We start from the raw sequence: 22,862 nt of genomic DNA, 5'->3' as shown, positions 1-22,862 counted from the left end.
TGCCCCTGCGCCTGTAGCGCTCAAGGAGACATCGATACGTTCCGTCCCCGTCCCTGCGATACACTGTTGAAGTTGAGAACCGTTAGGACTAGCAAGGCGCACGGAGCCGCCGGGTTTGGAGAATCGCATCTATGGCGACGTTTTTATTGGAAGTGGGGACAGAAGAACTGCCCGCAGGGTTTGTGGCAAGCGCGATCGCCCAGTGGCAGACGAAAATTCCCGCCAGCCTCAGTGAGCATTTTCTCAAGCCCTCAGCGGTGAACGTCTACGGCACGCCGCGTCGCCTGGCAGTGGTGATCGAGGGCTTGCCAGAGCGCCAGCCCGACCGTGTGGAAGAGGCCAAGGGCCCGTCGGTGCAGGCGGCGTTTAAGGACGGGCAGCCGACCAAGGCCGCCGAAGGCTTTGCGCGATCGCGCGGCGTGTCGGTCGCAGATTTCGAGATTCGCAAAACCGACAAGGGCGAGTTTATCTTCGTGCAGCAGACGATTCCCGGTCGCCCCACGACTGACGTGCTGACAGAACTCATTCCCGACTGGATTTTCAAACTAGAGGGCAAGCGGTTTATGCGCTGGGGAGATGGCGACCAGCGGTTTTCGCGGCCGATTCGCTGGCTGGTGGCGCTGTGGGATGAGGTCGTGCTGCCGCTGACGCTGGTGAATGGGGGAGAAACGGTGACGAGCGATCGCCTCTCCAAAGGACACCGCATCTTGCACCCCGAACCCGTCAAGATTCCAAGCGCCTCGCTCTACGTCACCACGCTGCGGAAGGCATTCATCGAAGTAGACCCGGCCGAGCGTCGTCAGGTGATTCAAGAGCAAACCGTGGCGGCAGCCAAGCGGGTCGGCGGGGTTGCTGCCGTTAACCCCAGCCTGCTGGATGAAGTGGTGGATTTGGTGGAGTATCCCACCGCCGTCGTCGGGCAGTTTGACCCAGAGTTTCTGGAGGTGCCCGCCGAGGTACTGGTGATGGAGATGGAGAGCCACCAGCGCTATTTTCCGGTGCGAAAGTCGGAAAATTCTCCAGATCTGCTGCCCTATTTCATCACCATTTCCAACGGCGACCCGGCCAAGTCAGACATCATCGCCGAGGGCAATGGGCGCGTGATTCGGGCGCGGCTGTCGGACGGGCGCTACTTTTTTGAGAGCGATCGCAAGCAGCCGCTAGAGAGCTATTTGCCCAAGCTAGAAACCGTCACCTTTCAGGAAGCCTTGGGGTCAATGCGGGCCAAGAGCGATCGCCTCGTTAGCATTGCCGAGCAACTGTGCGACCAGCTTCGGATCACGGGTACGGCGAAAACCCACGTCCTGCGGGCGGCGCTGCTGTGCAAGGCAGACTTGGTGACGCAGATGGTAGGCGAGTTTCCAGAGCTCCAGGGCGTGATGGGCGAAAAGTATGCCCGCGCCAGTGGGGAACCGGAGGCCGTCGCGCTGGCGATCGCCGAACATTACCTGCCCAAAGGCGCATCGGACTCGCTACCCCAAACCCAGACGGGGCAAGTGGTGGGCTTGGCCGATCGGATCGATACGCTGGTGGGGATTTTCAGCCTGGGCATGATTCCCAGCGGCTCTTCAGACCCCTTTGCCCTGCGCCGCGCCGCCAACGCCATTGTCAACATTGCCTGGGGCGCAAACCTGCCGCTGAATCTGGATCAGGTGCTCCAGAACGTAATTGCCGACTATCCTACGGGCACGGTCAAGGATGCCACCGCGCTGCATCATCAACTCCGCGACTTTTTCCTGACGCGGATTCGCACGCTGCTTCAGGAAGACCAAGGCATTGACTACGACCTGGTGAATGCCGTGGTGGGCGAAAATGACGCTGAGTATGGCGATCGCGCGTTGCAGGATGTGCTAGATGTGCGCGATCGCGCCCTGTTCCTCCAGTCCATTCGCAACAACAAAACCCTGGACGCAATTTATGAAACGGTGAATCGCTCGGCGCGGCTGGCTAAGCAGGGCGATCTGGACACTGCTGCGCTTGATCCCAAGCCGCTGATCGACCCGAAGCAGTTCGAGAAGTCTTCGGAGCAGGCATTTTACGACGCGCTGATTCAGCTGGTGCCCAAAACGCAGGCCGCCAAGGCCGAGCGCAATTACCAAAAGCTGGTGGATGCCCTGGCAAACGCTGCGCCCGTGGTCAGACGCTTTTTTGATGGCGAAGACAGTGTGCTGGTGATGGCGGATGACCCGGCCGTACGCCGCAATCGGCTCAACCTGCTGGGGCTATTGCGAAACCATGCGCGAGTGCTGGCCGACTTTGGGGCGATCGTCAAGTAAGCGAAGCCTTTCGTGCGACCTGTCGTAGGATCTACGCAGTTTCTCGCTTTTAGCTCGCTTTTGGATATATAGCCTTTACAAAGCCTGTGCAAAGCACGGAAGAAGTTGTGCTGGCATCACCCGGATGGCTGTTTTCTGTCAGTGAAAGAAGGAGTGGAATGCGATCGCCCGGTCGAAACGCTTCCGTTTCGATCGCCATGCCGTGAATTCAGCCGTGAATTCATGTGTGAATTCGGCCGTAATTCATCTGTGAATTCACCCTTGTAGCGCTCCAAGCTGCAAGATTTCACAGTTCCGCAGTTTTACATTATTCATTCCACAGTTTCAAAATCTCACAATTTCACATTAGGTGGTCTGCATATGGTTAGCGTGCCGGGTCAGTCGATGGTCAATCCGCAGGTGGCAAAAGGACTTTGCCGAATCGTCGGGTTTACCTGCATAGCGGGCTTTTTGCTGGATATGAGCGCGATCGCTCTGCCGTTTGGCGCAGGCGAGGCGTGGCGGATTAGCGTATTGCAACAACTGGGCGATCGCAGCATTGTCTTTTTGTTTGGCATTGCCCTGCTGCTATACGGCTTTTGGGAAGAGCGATCGCAGCGCAAGCCGCTGGCCTACATCGCCCTGGCTGTTGGCGTATTCTTTCAGATTTGCTGCCTGGTGGTAATCCGCGATGGGCTGGTCTTGCAGCAGGCAACCGTGGAAAACATCAGCACTCGCGCCGCCGAAATTCAAACCCAGATTGAGCAAAGCCGCAATCAGGAGTTGCCGCCCAATGTCACCCCAGAGCAGCTTGAGCAGGCCGCCCGCCAAGTCCAGGCCCAAGCAGACTCCCTCAAGCAAAACGCCCGCACAGGCATTACCAAATCCAGCATTGCCAGCGTGGGTAATTTGGTGATTGTGGGACTGGGGCTAATCGGGCTAGGACGAGTCGGAATGCGATCGCGCAGAAGCTAAATGCTGCTGAATAAAACTCCATGAGTCAAACCAAAAGTCGTAAAAAGAAGCGCCCTAGTATTCTCCAGAGCCTTCGGACTAGCATTCGTCAGAGCGTTCACAATGCCATCCTGCCCTGGCTCAAAGCGTCGGTCAAAACCTGGCACGGGCGGCTGGTGCTGGCAGGACTCACTGTGGGTCTGTGCTATCTTCCAGCCTGGCTCCCCGGCCTAATCACCCGGGCAGCCCAGGGATCAGCCGGCTTGCCGCTGCTATCGGTGATGGTGTTTTTGGGCTTGCAGCAGCTTTGGAAGCGGCGCGATCAGCTTGCCCAAATGCACGCTTCTGAAGAAGATCAGTTTCTCGGACACCTGCTGATTGGTTGCAGCGTCCTGCTGTTTCCCTTTTGTCGATTCGCCATTTGGCCACAGTCTATCCTCTGGCTGCTGGCCCTGGCAGGCATAGCCTGTAGCACCTGGGGGGTCAGTTTCTTCTGGCGCTATCCGGTGGCTGTAGGAATGCTGGCCCTCACAGCCTACCCAAAACCCGGTGTCATGGCGCGACTGGTCTGGACAGCGCTCACGCCGCCGGAGTTTTTGGAACGCATTATGGCGCAGGCAGGGGCCACGGCGCTGCGAGTCATTGGGCATCCGGCGATCGCCGATGGCACGGTGGTAGCCCTCCCCCAAGGCGCGGTGGATGTAGACTGGGGCTGCAATGGATTCAACATGGCGTTCACCATGGCCGCTGCTGGGCTGATCATGGGGCTATTCCTGAAGCAGACCTGGCCCAAGGTGCTGGGCATGATGGCGATCGGTGCTGTGCTGGCGCTCATCTTCAACGTACCGCGCATCATGCTGCTGACCATCGCCTCGGTCTATTGGGGCGATGCCGCCTTCAAGTTTTGGCATGGGCACTGGGGCGGACAGCTCTTTTCTAGCGTGCTGTTCACGTTCTACTACTACGCAGCGAGGGCCCTGGCAAACCGTCGTCGGCCGGCTTGAGCCACTACCCGGTTCAAGCAGCCTCCCTTTCTAGCAGCCTACCCTTCTAGCAGCCTACCCTTTAAAGAGGGCACTGACAGACTTGAGACAGCAAACTTGCTGGCCTCATCCCCCAACCCTTTCTCCCCACTTGGGAGAAGGGGAGCTAGATACGGGGTTGAAGTCCCTCTCCCGCTGTGAGAGAGGGATTTAGGGTGAGGGCTGAAATTGCTGCGTGAAGTATATTCGTGCCTTAAAGAGGCTCTAAAGAGACGCGGATCGTTGCTCCACGGAGCAAAAACGATTCGCGCCATTTCGCTATATCAGGTTGTTCGCAGGGTCCGCAAGACAGAAATGGCTTGAATTGTTAAGGTTTACGACTATCCTGTGGGTCGGCATTGACAGAACCTCGAAAAACGGTAACAATGAATACAGAATTAATTCAACACCTGATTTGCAGCACTAATTTGCTGCTCTGGAACAGCGCTAGCCGTGTGTTGGAGAGTGCGCTACGACGTTTAACCTGCAACCCTCCGGTGACCGAATTAGTCAAATCGGGTCATTCGATTACCAGCAATTCTTTTTGAGTGTCTTGAGAGGTCACTATGCAACTTCATTATCGTGGTGCGACCTATGAACCCGCCAACAACGCCGTTGAAGGGTGGGAAGGCGAGGTCATTGGCAAGTATCGGGGTGTCCCTGTCCGTCAGCACCAGTTTCGGAATGTTCCCAACCAGCCCATCGATCTGCGTCTGAAGTATCGCGGCGCTTGGGTCAAGTAGCGCTAGACTTTTTCTGTTTGGCAAGTTTGGATTAGCAACTGTGGCGAAACCGAGGCACCCTCCGGGGTGCTTTTTTTTGGCACTTTTATAGCACTTTTTATGGCACTTTTTGTGACACTGTTTGTTGTGCTTGTTGTTGTTGTTGTACTTCTTGTTATACTTCAGACCTGTGCTTGCCCTCATCCCTTTGCCTGTTTCAGGTTGCGGCCAGTTCTTGCAATAATTCCACATGTTTGGGTAACAGAATTCTTTGAGAATAGCGTTCGACGATCGTTTGACGTGCAGCGTCTCGGATGTGCTGCATGTCTTTTCCGTGTTCGAGTGCATCACAAATGCGATCGCCAATTTGTTCTATCACAAAGAAATCGACCAGTAGACCATTCACCCCGTCTTGCATCATTTCGCGAACGGGTGGCGTGTCGGACGCAACGATCAAACAGCCCGATGCCATTGCTTCCATAAAGGACCACGACAGCACAAAGGGTCGAGTCAGATAAACATGCACCGATGATGCTCGCAGCACGAGTTTATACAGCCCATAAGGTAAGTTACCGACAAAATGCACCCGCGACAGATCCAGGGGCACCTGTTTTAGCATGTAGTCCTTAAAACTGTTGCCTTCGGGGGCGGCAGGGCCGTAGGCAATGCGATCGGCGGCGACGATCACCACATGGGCCTTTGGACGACGTTCCAGCACCAGCCCCAGGGCCTGGATAAACTGCGGAAACCCCCGGTAAGCATCCATGCCGCGAGAGACGTAGGTGATAATTTCTTCCTCTTCGGACAGATCTAGAACCGTCTCGCCTCGTTCATTAACGAGCAGCATTTTCTGCGCTGGGTCGGGGAAGAAGTAGTCTGTATCTACGCCATCGTGGAGGACAGAAATTTTGGAGTGAAACTCTGGCGGAAACTGGTCGCGCTGCCAGAGCGTTGGAGCCAAGCCGCGATCGCAGCTATAGAGATCCACCAGCATCGGCGCATTGCCCGCGCGAATCCGCAGCACATCATCTGGGGTCATGGGAAAGGCAGGGTCAAAGTCGGCATCGCTGCCATGCGCTCGCCCAAACCATTCACAATAGGCCAGATAGCCTGCCTCGGGAAACGCATCTTTGATAAACATGCCCACGCCCCAGCCCGAATGGGCGCTGACCACATCCGGCACGAAGCCTGAGGCTTTTAGCTGCTCTGCCAATCGATACACTGCCTGCCCGTGCAAAACGGCGCTTTCGTAATTGCGGACGTAGTGATGGATATTGGGCGTTGGTTCTCGCGAGGGTGCAAAGTTGACCTTGTGTACTCCGGCAAGCTGCACGTTTTCGGTGTGCTTGGTGCCAAAGACGACCGTATTATTAGGGTCGGCGGCCAGCAGTTGCGACAGGTGCAAGTATTGCGCCGGAAAGTTGTTGTGCAGGAAGAGAACGCGCATTTTTAGGGGCTTCTGGGGCTGGGGGCAGAGATCAGATTCCTGAATGAATCACTGCAATTTTGGCATACATATCCCACCTCTTATAGCCCCACCTCTTATGGCCATAGTCACAAGACTTACGCACTTGCGATAGGTTTTCTGGGGTTTGAATGATTTCTCGCGGGCTGCGCCCGTGCGAAATCATTCAACGGTGTAGGTCCTAAGAGCTAATTTGTAAAGGAGCCTGAAAGCCTTGTTAATCAAGGATTTCCGAGAAACCGCTTTTCCTGGGCAAACATGACCTCAAAGCCACACATGCCAAGAGTTTCAGGCTTCTTAAGATTTGCTTCATAAATTAGCTCTAAGTCACTTTTATTAGGTATTAGGACACAGGTGGTATTGCAGGGCAGCGCTGCCCTGCAATACCACGTCCTACTTAGGGATAGATCCGATATTCCAACACTTCCAGCATTCGCCCGCTCAGATTCATCTGCGTATACTCGCCCACGATGCGGCCGCCCAGGTGTTCGGCAAGCTTGCGGCTGGCGAGGTTGCGCCGATCGACGGGATAGCGCAGGCATTCGTAGTCCAGATGCTCATCTGCCCAGGCTTTGAGGCGGGCGATCGCCTCTTTCCCATAGCCCTGTCCGTGGGCCGCCTCCTTCAGCCAGATGCCCAACTCTGGCGTGGGGGTTTGGATTTGGGTGATGCCGCACAGCCCCAAAAATTCCGCCGTTTCGCGCCGCCGAATGGTCAGGTGCAGATCTGTACCGCTGGCGTTTTGCCGCAGGGCATGGCTAAGGAATTCGTCGGTTTCGCGGATCTCCTGGGGCGGCTTGGGATACATAAAGGTGGCGATCGCCGCAGTAAATTCCTGAAACACCGCCAAACGGTCATCCGGCAACACAGGTTCTAGCCACAGCCGCGCCGTCTCCAGTTGCTCCCCGCTACTCCACCACTCCATTTCCCCAGCAATCCCCTAGCTGTGGATTCGCGGCTCTGGGTGCAGCGTTGCCAACAGCGCACTTTCGACTTCTGCCAGTTCTGCCAGCCGCCGGTTCACGGTGTCTGGGTCAAAGTAGGTCGCCGCCAGCGTCCAATACGCGCCATAGTGCCGCGCCTCCGAAGCCATCAGCCCGCGATAAAACTGCGCCAGTTCTGCATCGGGGCAGTGTTGTGCCAATAGCCCCAGCCGCTCGTGGCTGCGAGCCTCGATCAGCGCAGACACCAGCAGCGAATCCAGCATTCGGTGTGGCTCTTGGCGGCGAATCTGGCTGGACAGTCCCGCGCCGTAGGGGGGAGCCGACAGCGGGGCCAGGGCCACGCCGCGCCGATCGAGCCACTGGTTCACCTGCTCGAAATGCTCCAACTCTTCCTGGGCGATCGCCGTCAGGCTCCGCACCAGTTTGGCGCTGGAGGGATAGCGAAACATCAGGTTCAACGCCACACCCGCCGCCTTGCGCTCGCAGTGGGAATGATCGAGCAGGATGGTGTCGAGATGGGCGATCGCCTGCTCAACCCACGCCGTCGAAGTCGGCTCCTTGAGAAACTTGATGGTCTTAACAGCCTGCATAGATTCCGTGACACATTAACAAGAACGCTGCGTGACAGGGTGTTGGAATGACCCGACGAGGAGAAGGCAGCAAGCCAAGGTCAAGCCCTCTTCGCTCTTCCCTCTTCCCTCTTTCCTCATCCCACCGCCTCCACTCGGCGCGATCGCAGTTCCAGATACAGCAGCAGCGCGTTCACATCAGCCGGATTCACGCCGCCAATCCGCGCTGCCTGCCCAATCGTCAGCGGGCGCACCTGCGACAGCTTTTCGCGAGATTCTTTGGAAAGCGTGTCGATGCTGTAATAGTCCAAATCGGGCGGCAGGGGGCGGTTTGCCTGCCGAACAATCTGGTCGATCTGGTTTTGCTGCCGCTGCAAATAGCCAGAATATTTAATGTCAATCTCCGCGCCTTCCCTTTCAGCACGACTGAGGTCGGGATTGTCCAAGCCGTAGCGCTCCAAATCCCCATAGTGAAAACCGGGTCGGCGCAATAGATCCGCCAGCGTGATGGAGCCTTTAATGGCTTGCTGCGTATCGGCATAGATTTGCTGGCCCAGATCATCGTGTTCCTTGATGCGGGTAGTGTGCAGCCGCTCTTTTTCGGCAGTGATTTGCGCCTGCTTGCGGGTGAACAAGTCCCAGCGGCGATCGTCGATCAGCCCAATTTCTCGGCCCAGAGGGGTGAGGCGCTGATCGGCATTGTCCGATCGCAGCAACAGCCGATACTCCGAGCGCGAGGTCAGCATTCGATACGGCTCCCGCAGATCTTTGGTACACAAATCGTCAATCAGCGTGCCAAGGTAGCTTTGCTCACGCGGGAAGATCAGCATGGCTTCGCTGCGACAAAAGCGAGCCGCGTTAATGCCTGCCACAAGCCCCTGGGCCGCGGCTTCCTCATACCCGGTCGTGCCGTTCACCTGTCCCGCACAAAACAGCCCCTCGACTTTTTTGGTCATCAGCGTGGGATAGCACTGGGTCGCAGGCAGATAGTCGTATTCCACCGCATAGGCAGGACGCAGCATAGCGCAGTTTTCCAAACCGGGGAGCGATCGCAACATTTGGATTTGCAGCGCCTCTGGCAGCCCGGTAGAAAAACCCTGGATATAGAGTTCAGGAATATCTCGCCCTTCAGGTTCAATGAAAATCTGGTGCGACTCTTTGTCGGCAAAGCGCACAATTTTGTCTTCAATGCTGGGGCAATAGCGCGGTCCCTTGGCATCTACCCAGCCGCCGTACACCGGAGACAGGTGCAGATTTTCTCGGATCAGCCGATGGGTTTCTGCGGTGGTGCGCGTCAGGTAGCAGCACAGTTGCTCCCGCTCAACCCACACCTCCGGGTCGAAGCTGAACCAGCGCACATCGTCATCACCGGGCTGCGGCTCCAGTCGAGAATAATCCACCGAGCGCCGATCCACCCGCGCCGGAGTCCCGGTTTTCAGCCGCCCGGTTTCAAAGCCAAGGCGATTCAGCGTGTCGGTCAGCCCTGTGGCGGCAAACTCGCCTGCCCGTCCAGCCGGCATGGACTTGTTGCCCACCCAAATGATGCCGCCCAGAAACGTGCCCGTCGTCAGCACCACCGCTTTGCAGGCAAACGCCACGCCAAAGTAGGTCTGCACGCCGACGACTTCCTCGTTTTTGCCCAGGATTAGGTCAGTCGCCATGCCCTCGCGCAGGGTCAGGTTTTCCTGATTTTCCACAATGCCGCGCATAACGGACGCATATTCCCGTTTATCGGTCTGCGCTCGCAGCGCCCACACTGCCGGCCCCCGCGATACGTTTAGCACGCGCTTTTGCAGATAGGTGCGGTCGGCCATTTTGCCAATCTCGCCGCCAAGAGCATCGACTTCATGGGTCAGTTGCGACTTGGCCGGGCCGCCCACGGCTGGGTTGCAGGGTTGCCAGCCAATTTTGTCCAGGTTCAGCGTTAGCAGCAGGGTTCGACAACCAAGCCGGGCCGCCGCCAGCGCCGCCTCGCAGCCAGCGTGGCCCGCACCCACGACCACGACATCAAACGCATCTTGAAAATCGACCAAGCTCTGAAGATCCACGGCAAGATTGAACAGATTACGTCAAGTGGAGGTTGCACGACAAGAACTTGCAGCACAGAGGATGGAATGGCGAACGGGCAGTAGAAAGCTTCAGACGCAAAGTTCCAAGCCGAGCGTTGCTCCATTCTTGATCCTACAGCGATTTTCCAGCGTGTGCAGGGACTTAACGCGGTCGGGCATGAGTTGGGCGATCGCCCTGCCCACTCTCCTGCGTTCAGACAATCGCCCACTTCGATTTGTGATAAATATCACCAGCAATTAAAACTTTAGTTTGGACTAATGGTGAAGAGGAAGGCAGTCAATGAGAAGCACCGACTGCCGTAAGGTCAATGAAGTACAACCAACATTGACCCCATGATTTTCAACGAACTTCAGCAATTTCGCCAAACGTTGTATGCCAGCTTGGGAAACGCCAGAGATGCCCTGTTTGATCTGATGGATGCCGTGTTAGTGAGTGCGTGCATCGTGTCGTTTGTGAGGCTATCGCAGAGTCCTGTCTTTCGTCGCCAGTGGTCGAGCACCTATGAAGCGTTGCGCGATAGCCGCCTACCCCGATCAAAGGTGCTGAAGCTGTTGGTGCAGCAGATACCGACTCAGCAGCAACCGTTGTTGGCAGGTGATGCGAGTCGGTGGAACCGTCCTGCTGCCAGGCGTTTGAAAGACCGCACCTTATCAGGCAGAACAGGACATGCCCCGATAGCCGGACAAAACTACAGTACCTTAGCCTGGATTGCTGAAGACAGGGGCAGTTGGGCATTACCATTGCGGCATGAGCGCATCACCAGCTTTGAAACACCCGCCAGTAAAGCGGCATTCCAACTCAAACAAGTGACTCGGCAGTTAGCGGTGCGTCCGTTGGCGATCTACGACCGAGGGTACGGCAATGCCAGTTTTGTCAACCAAACGGCAGGGATTGAGGCAGACTTGCTGCTGCGGGTTACATCCAATCGATGTGTCTATGGCGCGCCCCCAGCGTATCGAGGGCGAGGCGCACCTGCCAAGCATGGACATAAGATGAAACTCAATGACCCTGACACTTGGAGTGTCCCGGTCGAAACCGTTGAAGTCGATGATCCCAACTGGGGACGAGTGCGGGTCAGTCGTTGGAGTGCATACCATTTCCGCAAATCCCCCAAACGGGCAATGGAAGTGTTGCGCGTGGAGGTGCTGGAGACACAGAGCAGCACGCGACGCTTGGCTCCTTTGTGGTTAGTTTGGCTGGGTGAGCAGATGCCTCCGTTAGAAACCCTGTGGTTGCACTACCTCCGTCGCTTTGCCATTGAACACTGGTATCGCTTTGCCAAGCAGAGGCTATATTGGACACATCCCCAGTTCAGTTCTGTATCGGCAACCGAACAGTGGAGCAGCCTGATGCCGTTGCTCAGTTGGCAGTTGTGGTTAGCGCGAAAGGACTGTACTGACCACCCCTTGCCCTGGCAGGCACCGCAAGAAACGTTGACTCCGGGTCGGGTCGCACAAGCGTTTGCAGGCATTTTGGCAGCGATTGGCACCCCTGCTCCTGCGCCTAAACCTCGTGGTAAATCGCCAGGACGAGGCAAGGGGCACAAGCCAACTCCTCGTCCCTGCTATCCGATGGTCAAAAAACGAGCCTCGAAACGCAAGACATCCGAACAATCCCTGAACAGTCCGGTTGCAACAGCAGCTTAACTGCGAGCAGGATTGTATCCAATTCCTTAAGTTCAACTGTTATGAACGGTTGAGCAGATTCTTTATGGCATCCTGTTGAGCATTATTGTGATGCCAGTTAGTCCAAACTAAAGTTAAAAAATGCCCGTACAAACCCAGCAAGAACCTGTACTGAGTGGATTTCTTAATGCAATAAGTTGAACAATTCATACATTCCAATTTCGCTTTCAATTCTGCTGAAAACTCGCTAATTCCTTCCTTTTCTGGGCAATCATGTGGCAATTCCGGCGTGCTGAAAAATCCAACGGTAGAAACCCCGAACGAAATCAGACGTTTTGCGTAGAGAATTGCGCGGTTGTAATGAGGACAAAATCAGATGCCCCGTTTCAAGTTCATTCAGAGACACCAACTTCTATACGTAAGTGCGTAGAACAAGATTGGTGCGTTATTTGTACAGTCATGAATTACCGCTCAGAGCGTTGACAGCGAAAAATCCGAAGTTTGGATCGATACTCCGTACAAGCATGGATATAGGCATGTATGTCTTTAATGATGCGGGAGTACGGAAAGCCATGATCCATAATTTACGGTCAATTCAAACTGCTTGAAGCGCCGAAATCCTTTATGACAAAGGCGGGCGATCGCCCTCAGCATATTTTTTTTACCTGACGATCGAAGGATATTGTCTGCTAATCTCCGTGTAGTTTGTGAGTTGTTCACTCCGTAAATTCCTGGGGCAACTCTACAGAAAAACAGCACGCTCTTGAATCGGGAGATTCCGTATCGTTTCAGATTTAAAAGTGTCTTTCACAACTGCGTATTGAAAGTCAAAAAAGTTCGTTTGAAGGACATATAAAGACGAGAATAAGTCCTCACATACACTTCATAGAAACTAACTCCAGCCTCCTAAAGAAGAATGCTATGTTCAAATTAAGAGCCATCTAGGCACTTGATTTCAAGGAATCCGGGGCTTTGATAGCGTTTGATAGTGGCAAGTAGCAGATCGCAGGGCAATGCCAGGGGACTCTCAGATTTCGACTCAGTTGGCAACTTTAACTCATCTAGCAACCAACTTTGTTGACTCACCTTGAGTTGTTTGTTCGCAAGTTCAATGCACAATTTGGGAATCCTGGAGATAGGCAGTTGGACTGAAGTGATTGAGTCGCTACTGAAATCCGCATCGAGTCAGCAACTCCCTCTAATCAATGGCTGACGACTTTACCAAAGTGTTTGACGTACTTTTTGACGTACTTAATTTGGTCTGTTTACGCTCCGGGTCTTCGTTGGCGTTTACTAAGTTTCTACTGGTCCTTTGTTCGGCGCAGGAGTGCGATTTTCAAACATGGAACCCAATTCTGTTCGATACCAGCCCGTTAATCCCGATGTGGGTGTTTATGACTGCGAGGTTCACCTCAAGTTTCGCCTGATCGAGGAGAAAGGAGCCTTGGGCAACCGAGAGCACTTGCTCGACACCTTGCTGGATGCCTTTGCCTGTGGTGCGGATGAATACCTAGAACCCATCGAGGTAGAAGTGTCGGCTCAAGAGGTTCCCGAAGTAAACGCTTCGCCGCAAATGCGCCGCCAGTTGATTCGGCTGAGAAACTCCAGCGACGCAAGCTAGCCAAGCAGAACGGGCTAGTGCGGACAGAACTCTGAGATTTTGACGCTTCAGCGACTGTGAGCTTCCAGAGGAGCCTCTAGATGAGCCTCTGGGAACTGCGGTGTTCGAGAGTGTGGCGATCGCCCTCCAGTCTCCCATCGCCTAGGTTCCCGCCTGTTGCCGATTTGCTCTCGTCCAGTTGGGCCTGCCCAGCTACATCACTGGCTGCCAGTGAGCTTCCAGCTTATCCGGATGGCACGTCAATGCCAGATCAATGCCGGATCTATGAAAAAGGTGTTGACATTTGCAACTTCTATTCGCTAGTCTAGTTTAAGTCTGGGACAAGCCCCCATCGTCTAGAGGCCTAGGACACCTCCCTTTCACGGAGGCGACGGGGATTCGAATTCCCCTGGGGGTATCCCGATAACAGTTCGTAAACGAGTTAAAGCTCCTCTGAGGTTCACTTCAGAGGGGCTTTGTGATTTTGAGACTAGGGCGTGTTTTAAAACCCTTTGATCCCCCCTAGCCCCCCTTAACAAAGGGGGAACCGAGCCGGGCCACTCCGGAAGTCCCCCTTTTTAAGGAGGAGGATCGACTCAGGGCAATCAATGACTTAGAAAGTTTTAAAACAGTGCCTGGAATGGCTCAGCTAGATTGACTTAGATTGAGAACAGACGATTTGCAAATTCTCGCTACAGCCTGTGCAACCTCGGCGGCACGATAAGCAAAGCAGCAAGCTTATCTAAAATTTCGCGGGTCGGGCGTTTTGCGGTTTCTTGCCCGATCTTCTGCTGACAGGGAAATGTAACGGTATGCTAAGAAAAGTGAGCTACGAAACTCAGAGCTAATTTATGAAGCAAATCTTAAGAAGCCTGAAACTCTTGGCATGTGTGGCTTTGAGGTCATGTTTGCCCAGGAAAAGCGGTTTCTCGGAAATCCTTGATTAACAAGGCTTTCAGGCTCCTTTACAAATTAGCTCTCACAGTCGCTAGGTCGTGTTTTAAAGCCTTATTGATCCCCCCCTAGCCCCCCTTAACAAAGGGGGAACTGGGACAAACCGCTCCGGAAGTCCCCCTTTTTAAGGGGGATTTAGGGGTTTAGGGGGATCGAATCAGGGTAATCAACGACCTAGAAAGTTTTAAAACAATGCCTAGGTCAATGCCTAGGTTTACTCCCCCTCCCCCCTTTGCCGTTACTCAGGTGAGCGTCATGGCTGTCTTTGGAGCGCTTTGGAAACTTTTACCCCAGGGGCGATCGCTCGTCCGGCTTGCTGCCTGCCTGCTGCTGGGCTTGTGGCTCTGGGTTGTGCCGCCTTCCCCTACTGCCCTGGCGCTGGGCGGCCCGCAGCCCCCACTCGACCAGCCCGCCCCAGAGTTTTCTCTGCCCACCAACATTGGCGACGGCACGGTTTCTTTGGCAGACTATCGCGGCCAGTGGGTCGTGGTGTATTTCTACCCCAAGGACTTTACCTCCGGCTGCACGCTAGAGGCACAGCGATTTCAGCGGGACTTGCCGCAATATCAGGCCCGCAACACCCAGATTTTGGGCATTAGCGTAGACGACGTGGATTCTCACCGGGAGTTTTGCGACTCCGAAGGGCTGAAGTTTCCCCTGTTGGCTGATACCACGGGCGCAGTCAGCAAAGCCTACGGCTCATGGTTGGGCACGATGTCCTTGCGGCATACCTATCTGATTGACCCAGACGGCATTTTGCGGGAGCGGTTTTTGGGTGTCAATCCTGCCGTTCATAGTCGTGAGGTGCTAGCACGACTGGACGAACTGCAAAAAGCAGCCGGGTAATGTTGAAGACTGGATTCAAAGATTTTCAATCAGAACGCTTGTATTGTTTTGCGAACCTGAGCTAGGATTTGGAGCAGACTGAGGGCTGACTGGGAATCTCACTGCTGCCTTATATGCTCGACTTGACCAAGCTTGCCCGCCAGATGCAGGGGATTAGCCAGCATCTCACTGCGGAGTCGATCGCCGCCCGACAGAGACTAGAGCGGGCAGAGGCGCTGCTGCGGGAGGTGGAGGGACAACAGGCAGACCTAGTGGCCCGCCAGCAGGAATGGGGCGATCGCCTGGGGTTTTCTGCGGCTCGTCCGGTAGAGCCGCTAAATACGCGCCTCCCCATTGACCCGGCCCCCCGGCTGCATACCGTTCTGGCCACCGACGGCTCCCAAATTGCCCCCAGCCACCATGAAATTGCCTATTGCTATTTGATTAACGTCGGGCGCGTGGTGCTGCACTACGGGCAAAACCGCTATCCTTTGTTGGACAGCCAGCCGGAGGTGTTTTACCGACCCGAAGACCTGTACGTATCCCGCCAGTGGGGCATCCGCACCGAAGAATGGATGGGGCTGCGACGCACGGTGTCGGAGGCGATGGTGCTGGCAGAACTGGGCGAAGGAGAGAAGGCTGAGGCTCCAGAGAGGCCCACGCTGGCAATGGTAGATGGGTCGCTGATTCACTGGTTTTTGGAGCCGCTGCCGACGGAGGCCCGCGATCGCCTACTGCCGCCCATCCTCAAAGCCTGGGATCGGCTGCGAGCCACCCGCATTCCCCTGGTGGGCTACCTCAGCGCTGCCCGCAGTGGTGAAGCGCTGAATTTCCTGCGGCTCCACGCTTGTCCTCATCCCCAACCCGACTGTCTCACCCATTGTCCCGGAAAGACCGAAGATGCGCCCTGCCAAGTGTTTGCGCCACTACGCGATACGGCGCTGTGGAATCTGCTGCTGCAACCCGGAGAGCGCAGCCCCCTGTGGCGCAGTTCCTCCCGCATTTTGGAGCTATACGGCCCGCACCATGTTTACTTTTGCTATGTCAACGTGGGCGCAGAGATTGCCCGCATCGACCTGCCGCAGTGGGTAGCAGAAGACGAGGCATTGCTCAACAGCGCCCTCAGCCTGACGCTGGCTCAAGTTCAAAAGGGCTATGGCTATCCGGTGGCGCTGGCCGAAGCCCACAACCAGGCCGTGGTACGCGGGGGCGATCGCGCTCGTTTTTTTGCGCTGCTTGAGCGGGAAATGATCCGCGCTGGGCTGAAAAATATCGGAACCTCTTACAAGGAGGCTCGGAAGCGAGGCAGCATTGCCTAATGCAGATTGCCTAATACAGATTGCCTGATGCAAATTGCCTAATGCAAATTGCCTAATTGAGAGGTGAGCCGGATTGCCGGAGTATCGGAGCCGTCACAAGGGCTAATCAGGCGATCGCCGCCAGTTTCGCTTCTTTTGCTAAGGGCAGCAGGAACCAAAACTTTGCGCCTGCCTTGGGGCGACTGTCTACTAAAATTTCGCTGCCGTGGGCCTGGATGATTCGCTGGCAAAGGTATAAACCCAGCCCCAAGCCTTGCCGAGCATTTGGACCACGCTGGTGTAGCCCAAACAGCCGCTGGCATTGCTCCTGGGGAATCCCGATGCCGTTGTCCTGCACGCTAAAGCAAACCGAATTGTTTTCCTGACGCAGTTCCACCGTCAACTGAATCCCTGGCGGATTGTGCTTCAAGGCGTTGACCAGAAGGTTTTCTAACACGTCCCACAGTCGCTTGGGATCGCCCTTGACGGGGGGCAACTCCGGATCAATATTGCAAAAGACCGTGGCCTGCGACTTTTTGAGCAGTGGCTCCAAATCCTTGATCACCTCTTGCACCAGTTCATCGAGACGAAAGGGCTGGGGCTGAATTGTCAGGTATGCATCCGGTTCGGCGTGGGCACTCAGCATCGCGTTGATCAGGCCGAGATAGCAATCGACTCCCTGAGCCATGCGCTCTAGCTCCGAGCGAGAAACCGAAACCAGGTCTACACCTGAATTCAGGGGACGAGCCGTGCCCTTGAGCAAATTTCCAAACACCATCTGCATTCCCAGGACAGGATTTCGCAGATCATGGGCGAGCGCATGCATCACATCCCGCAACGTCTGAACCGCGCACTGGCGGCTGAGGGCTTCTTGCTGGAGGCGCTGGTTTTGTCTCTGCACCTGCTGCTGCAAGGTCTGGAGCGACATCAGAATGCGAATTCTAGACTGCAACATCTGGGTGAACAGCGGCTTCACCAGGACATCGGACACGCCAGGATAAAGCTGGCCGGGATTGCTGGTCGGCGGCAGCAGCAGCAGAACAGGAATGCTGCTCGTGTTTGGATTGGACTGAAGCTGGCGGCAGGTTTCCAGGGCGATCGCCTCAGATTCGGCATCCAAGAGAATCAGCGCGGGCTGGATTTGAGCAGCCTGGGCGATTCGCGAAGCAATCCCTTCGGGAGTCGTCCCTTCGCCCGCTTCACAGACCGACAATTTGAACCCTGTTCCATTCAATGCATCCGACGCTTTGGCCGACGTTTCTGGGTCATGCTGAATTAGTAAGACGATGCCAGGTTCCATTGTCAAACGCTTGCTCCAACTCATGCCAGTTGTTAGAAATTTTGCTTCTGCTTGAACTGCTTTAATCGCACTAATTGCACTGATTGCACTAATTGCACTTTGGATGCCTTTAGGTTGGATACCTTTAGGGGCGATCGCTCAATCCCTGATGAAGGCGCATCCGCCGGACAGACTCACGACTGAGCGCTTTACGGTTGGCTTCATAATACTGTTCGGCATTTCGGAAAGCCCTCACCTAACAGGGTGTTTTTTGGGGCGAAATGCGGAATTCAGAGCGTCGGCTGTGAAGGGGGCTAGCTGCGCCCAGATAGTGCCCAGGTTGCGTCCCGATCAAAGATGGCGGCTGGGTTTTCCAATGCTCGCTCAGCCTTTATTTTTCCAGAATCAACGTAACCGGGCCATCGTTCTCAATCGACACCTGCATCATCGCGCCAAAGCGCCCCGTCTCCACGCGCAGCCCGCTCTGGCGCAGCTTTTCGACAAACTGGTGATACAGTGCCTCTGCCAGCAGGGGAGCTGCGGCCTGATCAAACGACGGTCGTCGCCCCTTGCGACAGTCGCCATACAAGGTGAACTGGCTAATCACCAGCAGGTCTCCACCAACATCCAGCACCGACTGGTCAAATTTGCCGTCACCATTGGAAAATACCCGCAATTCCAAACACTTGCGCGTCATCCAATCCAGTTCCGCTTCGGTGTCTGTACTGGCGATGCCGACCAGCAGATTCAGCCCGCGCCCAATCTGCCCTACAACTTCGCCCGCTACCGTAACCTGTGATGACGACACCCGCTGCAACACGACCCGCATTTTCCCGACTCCTTGCTGTTCCAGAACGGCTCTCTGCTTGAACCCTGTCCGAACCCTGTTTGAATCCTGTTTGAACCCTGTCCGAACCCTGTTTGAACCTTGCTTAAATCTTGCTTGAATCTTGCCTGAAGACCGCTGCTTCTATGCAGAACCCTGATTTTGCATGGCATCATAGGAGATTCGTGTAATTTTTCCTCTGTTCGCACAACGCTCTCTCAATCATGCTCAGTGCCAGTCTAATCGTCCAAGCAGAACACGCCCTCCAGCCTACCTTTGCCCGCATCGATGCCCAGGTAAAAGCGAACCTGCGGCGGGTGCTGGAGGCCTTTCGACATCACGGCGTAGGGGTTCATCACTTTGCCAGCGTCAGCGGCTATGGGCATGGCGATTTGGGACGGCAGGTGCTGGATCGGGTGTTTGCCCAGGTGATGGGGGCAGAGGCGGCGGCGGTGCGGGTGCAGTTTGTATCAGGGACGCACGCGATCGCCTCTGCGCTGTTTGGGGTGCTGCGGCCGGGGGACGAACTGCTGGCGGTGGCGGGCGCACCCTACGACACGCTGGAGGAGGTCATCGGGTTGCGGGGCAAGGGGCTGGGGTCGCTGAAGGACTTTGGCGTGTCCTATCGACAGTTGGAATTAACCCCAGAAGGGGCGATCGCCTGGCCAGATTTGGCCACTGCAATTCGCCCGGAAACCAAACTGGTGCTAATCCAGCGCTCCTGCGGCTATTCCTGGCGGCAAAGCCTGTCGATTGACGACATTGCCAAAATTATCCACCTGGTAAAGCAGCAAAATCCTGATACCGTCTGCTTTGTGGACAACTGCTACGGCGAGTTTGTGGCAGACTGCGAACCGCCCACCGTTGGGGCAGACCTGATCGCCGGGTCGCTGATCAAAAATCCGGGCGGCACGATCGTCACCGCAGGCGGCTACGTGGCCGGGCGGGCAGATTTGGTAGAAAAAGCCTGCTGTCGGCTCACGTCCCCCGGCATCGGCAGCGAGGGCGGCGCCACCTTTGACCAAAATCGGCTACTGTTTCAGGGGCTATTCCTGGCACCACAGATGGTAGGCGAGGCAATGAAGGGCAACCATCTGACGAGCTATGTGTTTCACCAGTTGGGCTATCCGGTGAATCCGCTGCCCAATGCGCCCCGCCGCGATGTGATCCAGGCGATTCGCCTCGGCTCACCCGAAAAGGTCATTGCCTTTTGCAAGGCAATCCAGGAATATTCCCCCATTGGGTCGTACCTCAGTCCCGTGCCTGCGGAAATGCCCGGTTATGAGAGTGAGCTAGTGATGGCAGGCGGCACGTTTATCGACGGCAGTACGTCGGAATTTTCTGCCGATGGGCCGCTGCGGGAGCCGTACACGGTCTTTTGCCAGGGGGGAACCCACTGGACTCATGTGGCGATCGCCCTCGAAGCCGCCATTGTAGCCGTTGGCCCAAAAACCTGACCCAAAACCTACAGGACTTACGCAGTTTATATGCAAAGAACCTGGAAGACCAAGCCAAACATAAAAATTGCCCTATTTTGGGCCATCCTGGGTGCGTTGGGGGCGCTGGCTGTGTTTCCCTACCTAATGGCGATCGCCCCTCCGCCTGCGGATCTGGCGGTGCCGCTGTCGGCCGTCGCCTTTGGGCAGGCCATCCAAACCGGACTGGTGCTGTGGCCGCTGGGCTGGCTGGGGCTGCGGCTGGGGCGATCGCTGGGCCTCGATTCGCCGCTGGTGCGGGCCTGGCTGACGGGCACCCCTCTGCCCCTCATGCCCCGTCGTCGCTGGCTCAGCATTGCCCTGCTCGGCGGGTTGGGCGGGCTGGCGATTCTGGGGCTGGATATCCTATTTCAGCCGTGGATGCCAGCCCCGCTCACGGGTTCCGCCGCCACCCGACCCCAAGTGGATCTGTGGAAAGGGCTACTGGCGAGCATTTACGGCGGAATCACCGAAGAACTGTGGCTGCGGCTGGGGCTGATGACCCTGATTACCTGGGTGCTGTGGCGACTGGCAGCGCGTCCCGTGTCGCCGCCAACCTGGATATTTGGGATGGCGATCGCCCTCTCGTCGCTGCTGTTTGGGCTGGGGCATTTGCCCGCTGCCGCTGCAGTCTGGCCGCTGACGGGGGTAGTGATTGGGCGATCGCTGCTGCTAAACGGGCTGCTGGGACTCGTCTTTGGGGCGCTTTACTGGAAGCTTGGGCTGGAGGCGGCAATGCTGGCCCATTTTTGTGCAGACTTGGCGCTGCGGGGGGTCGGGGGTAGCTAGCCGCAGTCCCCAAATGACCCAAGTTAAGGCACTGGCATAGCTTGAGACAGCAAGCTTACTGCCCTCATCCCCCAACCCCTTCTCCCAAGCGGGGAGAAGGGGAGCCAGACATAGGCTTGAAGTCCCTCTCCCGCTCTGGGAGAGGGATTTAGGGTGAGGGCTGAAATTGCTGCGTGAAGTATATTAGTGCCCCAATTAATCCAAATTAATGAAACCCAAATTAACTTATGGCAGCGGCTCGAAGAGGAGCGTGGCGGCAAGCTGAATTAGCTCCTGCGGCGGAATTCCCCTGGGTAAACTGGCCAGCCGCACAATGGTTTGCCCCGGAAACTGCGCCGCGGGAATCTCCTGACCGGGCACGTAGCGGTTATGCACCAAGTAAGTCTGCTGGATACCCAGCGCCCTGAGCGAATCCGTCAGGCGGGCCGCTTCTGCCAGGATTGCCGACTGATTTTGCGCCACGCCGATAAATTCCGTAAAGCTGGGATCTTTCAGCAGTTTTTGCGCCTTCACCACGCGCTGCCGCAGCGTCCGCAGGCGGCTCATCAAATCCACCCGCCCCACCACGTCCTGATATTTCAGCCAGAGCTTAAAAATCCAGCCAAGCCAGTCATTCAGCGCCGTCGGCATTTCCAAAAAGCGCAGCAGATGCCCGGTGGGGGCTGTATCTAAAATCACTAAATCTTGGCTGCCGTCCTCTAGCAGGTCAATCACGGCAATTAGCGCCAGCATTTCGTCAATGCCGGGGAGCGCCTGGGACACAATCTGCCGCCACGCCTGCGGCCCGTAGGCGATTTGCAGTGCGTCGTCGCCCGTGTCGCCGCTCATCATCTCCGCCAATTCCCACAGGTAATCTTCGCGGAACTGATGCAGCAGGGTGTCTGCGTCGATTTCCTGGGCGCTGAGGTTGGGCAACAGGGGTATGGGATCGTGCCCCAGCACGGTTCCAAAGGCATCGCCCAAGGAATGGGCCGGGTCGATAGAGATGACCCGCACTCGCTGCTGGGGATGGCGCTGGGCCATGCCTTGGGCGATTGCCCCTGAGAGGGTCGTCTTCCCAACGCCACCCTTGCCGCCGATGATCAGAAGACGACGGTGGAGGTCTAAAAAATCGGGAAGCGATGGCGGAATCGGGTGAAGGGTCGATGGCACGACGGGCAGAGGAATTGGGGGCAGTGGCGCGAGGGTGTGGGGCAGGAGTTGGGGCAGGAGCCTGTCGAGGGCTTCGAGGCCGACGGGTTCGGTGGGCTGCTGGGGCAGGATGAGCAGCGGAGGGTCGGGGCAGAGGGCAGCGAACTTTTCCAGGAGGTCGGCCTGTTCGCAAAGGCGACTCCCATAGGAATCGCTGCGCGAATCGCCCTCGCTGGGCTGGCTGTCGGACAAGACGCGATTGACCACAATACCGCCAATGGGAATGTGGAGCGTGTCGAGGGACTCCAGAAAACGTCGGGTTTCCTGGTAGCTCATCGGTTCCGGGATGGCGACAGCAAGGCAGGCAGTGCGGGTGGCATCTTGCAGCAAGGCGCGACCGTGGCCCAGGCGCGTTTGCATCTCTGCCAAAAACTCATCGGCTGCGTCGGCGGCGTACGTCCCAGCGAAGGTCTGCTGCATCACCCGATGCTTTTCCTGAAACAGACTGAGGGCGGCCAGGAACTGATCCAAAAAGTCCATCAGTCCAAACAGATTCAGCGTGTGCCCGCTAGGGGCCATGTCCACAACAATCCGGTCACTCTCGCCATCTTCCAGGATGCGCTGAATCTCCAACAAGCTCATGAGTTCGTCCAGCCCCGGAAAGCCCAGATCCCACACGGGGCTGAGGTCTGCGCCTTCGACAAAGCTGCCGCGTTCCACCAATAGCTCCAGCACCGACCCATAGCGGGCTTTGAACTCGGTCAGCAGGGCCGCCGCATCCAGGGCGCGGGTCTGCACGTTTGGCAAATCAGCGAGCGATCGCGCTTCGTCTGTCACCTCTGTCAGCAGCACATCGCCCAGGGAATGGGCTGGGTCAGTAGACATCAGCAGCACCCGATCCTGGGGAAATTCATGCCCCCAGCGACGGGCGATCGCACAGGAGAGGGTCGTTTTGCCGACACCACCTTTGCCGCTGACCATCAGTAGATGTACAGAATCAAATGGATACATATAGCAGCGATGAGGGGTCAGGGGTTAGGTTTGAAAGGCTAGATCCCC

Annotated in this window: 17 protein-coding genes and 1 tRNA gene; 11 read left to right on the top strand and 7 right to left on the bottom strand. The window is 56.3% G+C overall.

Going from position 1 to position 22,862, the window contains the following annotated elements:
- The first annotated feature begins 131 nt into the window (after positions 1 to 131).
- The 4 genes from glyS (at position 132) to HPC62_RS04880 (ending at position 4,974) form a co-directional block, all read left to right on the top strand.
- Positions 132 to 2,276 (top strand): glycine--tRNA ligase subunit beta, encoded by a 2,145-nt coding sequence (glyS, locus tag HPC62_RS04895; RefSeq protein ID WP_172354011.1) that lies wholly within the window; start codon positions 132 to 134, stop codon positions 2,274 to 2,276.
- Between the two features lie 360 nt (positions 2,277 to 2,636).
- A complete protein-coding gene (gene hpsJ-C / locus HPC62_RS04890; RefSeq protein WP_172354010.1) occupies positions 2,637 to 3,230 on the top strand; it encodes an HpsJ-like protein, cyanoexosortase C-associated in 594 nt (197 codons plus the stop codon).
- A 20-nt stretch (positions 3,231 to 3,250) separates the two neighbouring features.
- The gene (crtC, locus tag HPC62_RS04885) at positions 3,251 to 4,213 is read left to right on the top strand and encodes a cyanoexosortase C (protein ID WP_172354009.1); all 963 of its coding nucleotides are present in this window, start codon (positions 3,251 to 3,253) and stop codon (positions 4,211 to 4,213) included.
- 584 nt (positions 4,214 to 4,797) lie between these two features.
- A complete protein-coding gene (locus HPC62_RS04880; protein WP_084782687.1) occupies positions 4,798 to 4,974 on the top strand; it encodes a DUF4278 domain-containing protein in 177 nt (58 codons plus the stop codon).
- Between the two features lie 196 nt (positions 4,975 to 5,170).
- Here HPC62_RS04880 and HPC62_RS04875 read toward each other — a convergent pair whose 3' ends face one another.
- The 4 genes from HPC62_RS04875 to mnmG form a co-directional block, all read right to left on the bottom strand.
- Positions 5,171 to 6,400, bottom strand: a complete 1,230-nt coding sequence (locus HPC62_RS04875; protein WP_172354008.1) for a glycosyltransferase — start codon at positions 6,398 to 6,400, stop codon at positions 5,171 to 5,173.
- Positions 6,401 to 6,815: 415 nt separating this feature from the next.
- Positions 6,816 to 7,343: a GNAT family N-acetyltransferase gene (locus HPC62_RS04870; RefSeq protein WP_172354007.1), complete on the bottom strand. Its 528-nt coding sequence runs from the start codon at positions 7,341 to 7,343 to the stop codon at positions 6,816 to 6,818.
- A gap of 15 nt (positions 7,344 to 7,358) precedes the next feature.
- Entirely contained in the window at positions 7,359 to 7,952 is a 594-nt protein-coding gene (gene miaE / locus HPC62_RS04865) for a tRNA-(ms[2]io[6]A)-hydroxylase (protein WP_172354006.1), read from the bottom strand.
- Between the two features lie 116 nt (positions 7,953 to 8,068).
- Positions 8,069 to 9,979 carry a tRNA uridine-5-carboxymethylaminomethyl(34) synthesis enzyme MnmG gene (gene mnmG, locus HPC62_RS04860; protein WP_172354005.1) on the bottom strand — a complete coding sequence of 637 codons (1,911 nt, stop codon included), beginning with the start codon at positions 9,977 to 9,979 and terminating at the stop codon, positions 8,069 to 8,071.
- 354 nt (positions 9,980 to 10,333) lie between these two features.
- Between mnmG and HPC62_RS04855 the strand changes: the two genes are divergently transcribed.
- The 5 genes from HPC62_RS04855 to HPC62_RS04835 all read left to right on the top strand — a co-directional run bounded on the left by HPC62_RS04855 (position 10,334) and on the right by HPC62_RS04835 (position 16,324).
- Positions 10,334 to 11,647: an NF041680 family putative transposase gene (locus HPC62_RS04855; RefSeq protein WP_172353244.1), complete on the top strand. Its 1,314-nt coding sequence runs from the start codon at positions 10,334 to 10,336 to the stop codon at positions 11,645 to 11,647.
- Between the two features lie 1,321 nt (positions 11,648 to 12,968).
- Entirely contained in the window at positions 12,969 to 13,247 is a 279-nt protein-coding gene (locus HPC62_RS04850) for an Npun_R1517 family heterocyst differentiation transcriptional regulator (protein WP_068511929.1), read from the top strand.
- A gap of 324 nt (positions 13,248 to 13,571) precedes the next feature.
- Positions 13,572 to 13,644 (top strand) — tRNA-Glu (locus tag HPC62_RS04845).
- A 791-nt stretch (positions 13,645 to 14,435) separates the two neighbouring features.
- On the top strand, positions 14,436 to 15,026 hold the full coding sequence (locus HPC62_RS04840) for a peroxiredoxin (RefSeq protein ID WP_172354004.1): 591 nt from the start codon (positions 14,436 to 14,438) through the stop codon (positions 15,024 to 15,026).
- Between the two features lie 113 nt (positions 15,027 to 15,139).
- Positions 15,140 to 16,324: a DNA double-strand break repair nuclease NurA gene (locus HPC62_RS04835; RefSeq protein WP_172354003.1), complete on the top strand. Its 1,185-nt coding sequence runs from the start codon at positions 15,140 to 15,142 to the stop codon at positions 16,322 to 16,324.
- A gap of 106 nt (positions 16,325 to 16,430) precedes the next feature.
- Here the strand turns inward: HPC62_RS04835 and HPC62_RS04830 are convergent, their stop codons facing one another.
- Both HPC62_RS04830 and dtd read right to left on the bottom strand, forming a co-directional pair.
- Positions 16,431 to 17,627, bottom strand: a complete 1,197-nt coding sequence (locus tag HPC62_RS04830) for a hybrid sensor histidine kinase/response regulator (protein ID WP_172354002.1) — start codon at positions 17,625 to 17,627, stop codon at positions 16,431 to 16,433.
- A gap of 346 nt (positions 17,628 to 17,973) precedes the next feature.
- Entirely contained in the window at positions 17,974 to 18,411 is a 438-nt protein-coding gene (gene dtd, locus HPC62_RS04825; protein ID WP_172354001.1) for a D-aminoacyl-tRNA deacylase, read from the bottom strand.
- Between the two features lie 221 nt (positions 18,412 to 18,632).
- Here dtd and HPC62_RS04820 point away from each other — a divergent pair, with 221 nt between their 5' ends.
- The gene (locus tag HPC62_RS04820; protein WP_172354000.1) at positions 18,633 to 19,865 is read left to right on the top strand and encodes a methionine gamma-lyase family protein; all 1,233 of its coding nucleotides are present in this window, start codon (positions 18,633 to 18,635) and stop codon (positions 19,863 to 19,865) included.
- Between the two features lie 30 nt (positions 19,866 to 19,895).
- Positions 19,896 to 20,672, top strand: coding sequence for a CPBP family intramembrane glutamic endopeptidase (locus HPC62_RS04815; RefSeq protein WP_172353999.1), 777 nt, complete (start codon positions 19,896 to 19,898; stop codon positions 20,670 to 20,672).
- Between the two features lie 225 nt (positions 20,673 to 20,897).
- On the opposite strand, the gene HPC62_RS04810 is transcribed toward HPC62_RS04815, so the two are convergent.
- Positions 20,898 to 22,814 carry an ArsA family ATPase gene (locus HPC62_RS04810; protein ID WP_172353998.1) on the bottom strand — a complete coding sequence of 639 codons (1,917 nt, stop codon included), beginning with the start codon at positions 22,812 to 22,814 and terminating at the stop codon, positions 20,898 to 20,900.
- Positions 22,815 to 22,862 lie beyond the last annotated feature (48 nt).

Source organism: Thermoleptolyngbya sichuanensis A183 (assembly GCF_013177315.1).
Taxonomy (GTDB): domain Bacteria; phylum Cyanobacteriota; class Cyanobacteriia; order Elainellales; family Elainellaceae; genus Thermoleptolyngbya; species Thermoleptolyngbya sichuanensis.
Note: the sequence above shows the minus strand (reverse complement) of the source record. Positions and strands in the feature narration are given on the sequence as shown.